Source organism: Methanoregula sp. (genome assembly GCF_049690535.1).
Taxonomy (GTDB): Archaea; Halobacteriota; Methanomicrobia; order Methanomicrobiales; family Methanospirillaceae; genus Methanoregula.
The window spans coordinates 1-7,405 of the sequence record NZ_JBAVMX010000102.1 but is presented as its reverse complement, the minus strand read 5'-3'; the positions used below and the strand labels follow the sequence as shown (position 1 = coordinate 7,405).

General features: G+C 54.5%; 9 protein-coding genes. 5 read left to right on the top strand and 4 right to left on the bottom strand.

The features are described 5' to 3' along the window. Window positions 1-905 (top strand): metal ABC transporter permease (locus tag WCE46_RS07735; RefSeq protein ID WP_424733120.1); only part of this gene is annotated, 905 nt, incomplete at its 5' end. 20 nt (window positions 906-925) lie between these two features. On the opposite strand, the gene WCE46_RS07730 is transcribed toward WCE46_RS07735, so the two are convergent. The 3 genes from WCE46_RS07730 to WCE46_RS07720 all read right to left on the bottom strand — a co-directional run bounded on the left by WCE46_RS07730 (window position 926) and on the right by WCE46_RS07720 (window position 3,325). Further along, window positions 926-2,080, bottom strand: a complete 1,155-nt coding sequence (locus WCE46_RS07730) for a geranylgeranyl reductase family protein (RefSeq protein WP_424733119.1) — start codon at window positions 2,078-2,080, stop codon at window positions 926-928. A 29-nt stretch (window positions 2,081-2,109) separates the two neighbouring features. Then, window positions 2,110-2,751 (bottom strand): hypothetical protein, encoded by a 642-nt coding sequence (locus WCE46_RS07725; RefSeq protein WP_424733118.1) that lies wholly within the window; start codon window positions 2,749-2,751, stop codon window positions 2,110-2,112. Between the two features lie 349 nt (window positions 2,752-3,100). Next, the gene (locus WCE46_RS07720) at window positions 3,101-3,325 is read right to left on the bottom strand and encodes a hypothetical protein (RefSeq protein WP_424733117.1); all 225 of its coding nucleotides are present in this window, start codon (window positions 3,323-3,325) and stop codon (window positions 3,101-3,103) included. A gap of 278 nt (window positions 3,326-3,603) precedes the next feature. On the opposite strand from WCE46_RS07720, the gene WCE46_RS07715 reads away from it, so the two are divergent. The 3 genes from WCE46_RS07715 (at window position 3,604) to WCE46_RS07705 (ending at window position 6,088) form a co-directional block, all read left to right on the top strand. Continuing rightward, complete coding sequence (locus WCE46_RS07715) at window positions 3,604-3,951, top strand: DUF86 domain-containing protein (RefSeq protein ID WP_424733116.1); 348 nt, start codon at window positions 3,604-3,606, stop codon at window positions 3,949-3,951. A gap of 133 nt (window positions 3,952-4,084) precedes the next feature. Then, window positions 4,085-4,630, top strand: a complete 546-nt coding sequence (locus tag WCE46_RS07710; protein WP_424733115.1) for an META domain-containing protein — start codon at window positions 4,085-4,087, stop codon at window positions 4,628-4,630. 147 nt (window positions 4,631-4,777) lie between these two features. Further along, a complete protein-coding gene (locus WCE46_RS07705; RefSeq protein WP_424733114.1) occupies window positions 4,778-6,088 on the top strand; it encodes an STAS domain-containing protein in 1,311 nt (436 codons plus the stop codon). 41 nt (window positions 6,089-6,129) lie between these two features. Here WCE46_RS07705 and WCE46_RS07700 read toward each other — a convergent pair whose 3' ends face one another. Next, a complete protein-coding gene (locus WCE46_RS07700) occupies window positions 6,130-6,552 on the bottom strand; it encodes an ATP-binding protein (protein WP_424733113.1) in 423 nt (140 codons plus the stop codon). Between the two features lie 287 nt (window positions 6,553-6,839). On the opposite strand from WCE46_RS07700, the gene WCE46_RS07695 reads away from it, so the two are divergent. Then, entirely contained in the window at window positions 6,840-7,190 is a 351-nt protein-coding gene (locus WCE46_RS07695) for an STAS domain-containing protein (RefSeq protein WP_424733112.1), read from the top strand. The last annotated feature ends 215 nt before the right edge of the window (window positions 7,191-7,405 follow it).

The window sequence follows — 7,405 nt, the reverse complement described above, 5'->3', positions numbered from 1 at the left end:
ATCGAATGGTGCTTGAATTTCTGATGTTCAAATTCGGCGTGCGTGCCCTGATCGGGGGGCTGATCGTGGCAGTGACCTGCGCGAGTCTCGGGGTATTTATCGTACTGCGCAGGCTCTCGCTTATCTCCGATGGTCTCGGCCACGTGGCCTTTGGCGGTATTGCCCTTGGGTTCTGGACCGGGATTTACCCGCTCTATACGGCGGTTGCATCGGTCATCGCAGGGGCTCTGGGGATTCACGCGCTGGGAAAACTCCGGGTCGCCTCCGATGCGGCGATCGCGATCCTGTTTTCAGGAGGACTTGCCATCGGTATTGTCCTTATCAGCCTCGCGCAGTCAGCCCCGGCAGACCTCTTATCCTACCTGTTCGGGACGATTCTTGGCATCAACGACAACGATGTGTACCTTGCCGCAGGGCTCGGGATGATTGTCCTTGTGGTGCTTGGCCTGCTCTGGAAGGAATGGATCGCGATTACCCTAGATACGGATTTTGCCCGGGTCGCCGGGATGCCGGTGACAGCCCTTGAGATCCTCTTTACGGTCCTTGTCGGCCTCACCGTGGTCGTCGCGACCCGGCTTGTCGGGGTCCTCCTCGTGTCAAGCCTTATGATCATCCCCGCAATTGCAGCGATCCAGCTCAGGCTCCCGTTCCGGCGCACGGTCATCGCGGCACTGGCTATTGCGATCGCCTCGGTCGTCATCGGCCTCCAGTTCTCGTTCTCCTACAACATTGCATCCGGGGGAGCGATCGTGCTTGTCACCATTGCGTTCTTTATCCTGACCGCATCCTTTGCCCGGCTCTGGCCGAAGATGAAACGGGATCTGCCGGTCGATACCTGGAAGCACCAGTGCTCGGAACCGGGATACACGACACCAGAAGAGCAAAAAGGATCCGGTAAATCCTGAATTTTTCTTTTTTGATAATTTTAGAAAAACGACCTGATACCGGACAGCAGGAGCGGTGAGAAGAACCGGAAAAGCGACGGGTTTTTCATAAGGATACCGGCAATTTTTCCCGGCCGGTCCATGTCGCCGTACTTCACAATCTCATCAGTAATTCCCGGATCGCTCATCGCAAGGATCATCCGGTCGATTGTCTCCGTGGACAGGTTCCGGCGCATCTTGTAGAGACGGTACCCGAGAGCAAGTTCCCGCCCGACATCTGCCTGCCAGCGCCGCTCGTATTCTGCAAGCGCGGCGTCGGTGAATGTTTCGTGTTCGCAGCACGCTGCCGCGACTGCCGCTGCGTGGCGGGCCGAACGGATGCCGGTATAGACCCCGCCGCCGGATGTGGGCTTCGCAAACCCTGCTGAATCCCCCACAAAGAGAGTGCGGCGGCCAAATGTCCTTGGCATCACGCCAAGCGGGATCGTACCGGTGACCAGGTGAATATCAGACACAAGGCCGATCCTGCGGACAAATGCAGAAAACCGCTCAGGTAACAGTTCAGTCCCGCACAGCCCGACCCGGACCCGGCCATTCCCTGACGGGATCATCCAGCCAAAAAACTCCGGGGAAGCATCCGGGTAGAGTTCGACAAGCCCCGGTACGCAGTCATGCCTTCCTTCGGCCTGGATGCCGGCAAGGTACACCGGTGCCCGTTCCATCCCGTACATGCGGGCGATAGTACTCCGGGGCCCGTCTGCCGCGATCAGGATCTTAAAGGAAAACTCCTCGTGCCCGTTGATCCCCCGGGTGACTACCCGGTTCTCCCGGACATCGCAGACTGCGGTTTTGAGCCGGAAGTCTGCACCCGCATCTGCCGCAGCCCCGGCCATCTCGCGGTCGAGCATGCCCCGGTCCACTACGTGCGCCTTTGGGGTTTTTGCGTCGATGACTAGCGCGTGACCTGTACTGGATATGACACGTGCCCCGGTCACGGTATTGAGAATGGACCGCCAGGAAACCGCGCATTCTTCAAAAGCCGCAAGGGACAACAGGCCGGCGCACTGCACCGGATACCCGATACTCCCCTGCTCCTCAATGCAGAGTACCGAAAGCCCGGCCTCTGCGCATGCACGGGCGGCCGCACAGCCTGCCGGCCCGGCACCGGCGACAACGATATCATAAGCCGGGAGCATGCGTGGCGGCTCCTAAAAAAAAGTCAGATTCACCGGGGGGTTTTCTCATCCGGCTGTCCGCATGACTGGTCCTCTGTTCCTGCGGACGGGACTTGTGTCCCCGCGGCTTTTACCGGAAGCCCGCATGTTTTCAGGATGAGGACATGGGGGGGAATGGGCGCGGCTTCCCCTTCTTTTATGGTCAACCCCATGACAATTGCAAAGAGCCCGAGAACAAACGAGAACGTCCCGACAACGGTCATAATGATAACAGCGCTCATGGCAGGCACGAAGGTGATAAAGATATACAACAGGATGAGACTGCTCACAATCACGCTCGCGACCAGGTAATATTTTGATCGCGGCCGGGTCAGTGCAAACGATATCCCGGAGTACCCTGCATAGAACGCCAGCACTGCGACGACGAGAACAAAGATAAAGGAGAGGAAATTCGGGAACAGCATCTCGATTATTCCGACGACAATAAGGCCGGCGGAAAAGAGAAACCAGAGAAATGATTCTTCCGCAACGGAGGTAATGGCAATCAGTACGCAAAAGACAATTCCCGTCACCAGAAGCAACCAGAATATTCCCTTGAAAAACTCGAGTACTGTGCCCGGTACCACCAGTGCGAGACCACCAAATATCACTCCTATGAGCCCTTTGAGGAGGCAGGAAAGTTTCGCATCCATAGAAATACCTCTATTTTCTCGCGTTAATAGTTTCGTATGAGGGTGCCGTACGGGACGGCGACTGACAAAAATGCCATGTGCCGGTTTTTTTGGATTTCCCGGCAGAGGCGTACCGGAAAGTTGAGGATACATGATCTCCACCGGAGTATCACCATCATGGCGGGATCACCACCACATTCACTGCCGCGCAGAAGGGAACTGGCGCACTACGTATGCCATAGGGATATGATTCAGGAGCAGGCACATGAAATGATCCGGCACACCAGATTACAGGCCTGCCCACGATTCCGGTTGACAAGGCCCCGGGAAGGGGGAAAAATCGGGGATTTTAAAAAAACTGCAGGGTATTTTAAGTCCGGCCTAACCCGAAAAACTCTATCCCAAAAAGTTTCTCCATCACATACAGGAGCGCAAAGAAGATCACGGCGTACAGCACGAAACTCACGACGAGATTGATCCAGCCGGTCATACCTGCATCTGCCACAATAAGGTTCGAAAGTGCATTTGCGATAATGATAGCTACGAGGATCCCAAGGAAAAAGATCACCCATTTTTTGATAACGGCAAATTCCATATGAATAATTGGATGGTTCACCTATTAAAACCCTCAAAAGCCGGCACTAAAACTGCCGTTTTTTTTAAGATACAGTACGGTGTCACTTTTTATGGAACGATAAAAGCGGTGAACTCCCGGGCCGCCCCGGGAAAGTATTTGTTGTCATTCTGCGAATCTCACGCAGAGAACGGCCATTATTCCCGGTAATCCCTGCACGTGCAACAGGCCATATACGACTGCTACCGGAGTCTGCATAACAATAGTGTGCTGCAAGGCAGCAACGGGAGGACAAAACCATGTCAGGAAGAAATACCCTTGAATTGCTCAACGGGATCCTAACTAAAATTACAAACGTCAGCCAGCTGACTGAAGGATACCAGTATGAGGATTTTTTCCGGGATGAAAAACTGTATGCGAAGGTCAACGACAGTGTCAGGTCCATCGATGAAATGGCGCACCAGATCCCGACAATTATCCGGGTGAAATACGCGCTCCTGCCATGGAAAGAACTCTCGGCACTGGAAGAGGCGGTTGCACATGCCGATGCTGTCACCCGGCCCCGTCTCATCTGGAAGATCAGCACGGAAACACTCCCACGCATCCGGCCGCTGGTTGAAAGCCTGATCGATGAGATGGGAAAATAAGTCCGGGCAACCGGCCGGTCCGGGTACATGTTTATCCCGGACCAGAACAGGCCTGCTCTCCGGCATGGAGCGGATTTTAAGGGGCACGTAAATCCGCGAATGCTTATCTTTTAAGGAGCCTTTGATTATTGGTATGGATAACGAACCTGCGGAGATCACATCCGGCACCGGTTCACGGGATACGGCGGATCCTGTACCCATTCCCGCGGCACCTATGGGCCGGGGCTTCTGGGCAATGATGGCACTTCTCGGCGTGCTTGTCCTGCTCATTATCTACGCGCAGGTCCAGGGAGTCACGCGATCCGTGCCGGTAAACCTGACCGGCACGAACTGGACCCTGACCTACTATACCAATGAAAAAGGAACCATGGTCCCGGTCACAAACGGGACTGATGTGACCCTCCTGTTCAGCCCCGAAAACAGCACCATTCTTGGCGGATATTCCGGCTGTAACGCGTACAGCTTTAATTACACGATCTCCGGTTCCAGGCTGATCCTGGCACCCGGTGCCGGGGAAACGAATTCCATGGTCTGCCCGGCTCCAGGCGTGATGAATGTTGAAACATCTTACCTGCACGACCTCGAAAATACATCCACGGTACAGTTCCGGAGCGACAACCTGTACCTATATGATCCCGTAGAAAAACCACTCCTCATCCTTGAACAGACACCGGCCTGATCATTTTCTTTTTCCCATTTCAGGAACGAAACCCGGAGGAGGAACAACGAACGCACCGCACGTGCAGTCAGACGCCCTGGGATATAAATACGAACATTAAAAAAAGTCAGGTGCAAGAAGTATTATCCGGGAGATGAAAAAGAAACTATGGACGCAAAAAGCGAACGAAAGGAGGGTGTGCTTGTCTTTTTTATTAACGGGAGACTGGATGCATTCGGTGCCCAGCAGCTCGACGAGTGGATAAAAGGGACGCTACATGACGACGACAAGGAACTGGTGCTCGACCTTTCCGGCTCCACGTACCTTTCCAGTGGCGGCCTACGAACGTTCAACGTGCTGAAAAAGGAGATGAAACGCCGGAACGGGAGATTTGCCCTTGCCGGCGTCGGGGAATACCCGAAAAAAGTGCTTGATATGGCCGGGTTCACAACAATTCTTGAGATATTCCCGACCACCGATGCCGCTGTTGAGGACATAAAGAAAAAGCGCAAAAACCCGACGCTCTTTAACGAGATCTTCTACAAGAAGATCGAGGAGGAGGGTGTCACGCTTACGATCGAGCCGGGCTGGATGACAAGCCCCCCTGCCCTCCGTGTCACCGGGGATCTCCACAAGATCCTGCATGCACAGCTCACCGAAGCCGATATTAAGACACGGAAATTCTCCGAGATCACGTACTCGCTTGGCCTTGGCGCTCTCGGGGCCGACAAAAAAGAGGCAATGCCGCTTCTTGGCGAGATGATCACCCTGTACGGCTCCATGGTCTGGCTCCCGACTGACGGGAACAACACCCCGGATTTCCTGACACCGCTCGATGCAGAGACAGACGTACCGGTCTACACGGGATTTAACGTCACGCTGGACGGCCCGTTCAATGAATACCTGAGCCTCGATACGAAAGATCCGGAGGGGATCAGCATCACCGATATCTACCGCATGATCTTCGCAGGGGCTGTTGACCGGGGAGTAAAGACATACAAGGGCATCGTCGCAATTGCCATCTGGGGCGTTATTGCAGGTGTCGCCAGTTCCGGCATCAAAAAGGCACCGGTTGCAGGGACGGCGCTGCCGAAAGGAGCCTCAATCATGGACCCTGCGCAGTCCGCAACATGGATGGCTTCCGATACCAGCATGTCCTACAAAGGGGATACGCTCGTGAGCTTCGGGATCGGGATTGACCTGGCACACGATCTCTCGGGCTACAAAAAAGAGAATCTTGACGCCCTGTACTACGCGAACCCGGCAAACAAGGGTGCGTCAAAGGCGATGTACCTCCACAACCACGGCGTGGTCTTCCGGGGGGTGCCCTACGACAGCTCGCTTGACTTAAACTCACAGGTAAAAAAGATCGTCAGCGATGCCACGTTCGTGGATATGCGCCACCTCCTCGACAGCACCCGGATCAGGCGCGCAAAGATCGGTGTCGCGTACATCCAGGATATTGTAAAAGAGCAGTAAAGGATAATCCCGTTTTTTTTAAAGGACATTCTAATGGACCCTCACAAAGAGGGGCATTTTTTTTTTGTCAGGGTCAGGATATTTTTTGCCTTTTCGTACCGGTACGTGGCGTTGTCGGTTACTTTCCTGATAAGGAGAATACCAAGACCTCCGATCTCACGGTCATCGAGATTCGCAGACGTATCCGGCTCCGGTACCTGGAGAGGGTCAAATGCCGGGGCATCATCCGATATTTCAACGGTCACCTCGTCCGGCCCGGCCCGGCAGCAGATCCTGATGGTGCCCGGGGTACCGGCGTAGCCGTGCAGGATCGTGTTCGTGATCACCTCTTCTACGGCAAGCTGGAGATCGAGGGTCTGTTCATCGGAAAAACCCGATAATTTCAGCCACTGCTCAAGTTCAAAGGAGACCCCCGGGATCGCATCGAGAATTGCAGGAATATCAATGTTTGCTGACGGGGTCATGATCATACACCGGAAACCTGTAACGATGCCGGTGGTTCGCCCGGCGCCGGGACCGGGGTTTCAGAGCCCCGGGCCGGAAACCCGGACACCGTACCATTCTTTCGTGACAGGCACGGGGTGAAACGCGGTATCCGGCTCACAGGGATCATAAAGGAATGCTCCAACTATGGTTTGCACACCCACGTACATAAATAAGTCAGTCAGGGAAAAACAGAAAGATTATCTCGGCACAGGGAGGATATTTCTAAAGTACCTGATACGGCAAAAGGGCAATCCGGGGAGTAAACATGGAGATTACAACTACGAAGCATGACACCGCAATCGTCCTTGCAGTGACCGGCCGTGTGGATGCCATGACCGCAGGAACCCTCGAAACTGCCCTTAACGATCATATTGCAAAAGGGAGCCGGAAGATTATTCTCGATTTGACCGGTCTTGTCTATATCTCCAGCGGCGGCCTGCGGGTCTTACTTGCGACGGCAAAAAAGTTACATGACGATAGTGACCGATTCGCGCTCTGCGGCCTCTCACATGAGGTGCAGAAGATCATGAGACTTGCCGGGTTTACCACCATCTTCTCCATCTATACGACTGCACAGGAAGCGTCAGCTGCATTGAAGGGATCGCCGGGTCCCTGACCCTGAATTTTTTTTCGTTGAAGTGCAGATCCCGCTCAAACGATCCTCCCGGGCTGCGGGGATCTTATGCGGCCCCGTTCCTGACCCGTTCACGTTTTCCCGACGGTCGCAAGGTAGATTAAAAACTGCTCTTTCCCGTCAATTTCCAGGATCTCTGCCATCGCGTCATCATCGAACGCCGCAATGGCACAGACACCGCAGCCGACTGCTTCTGT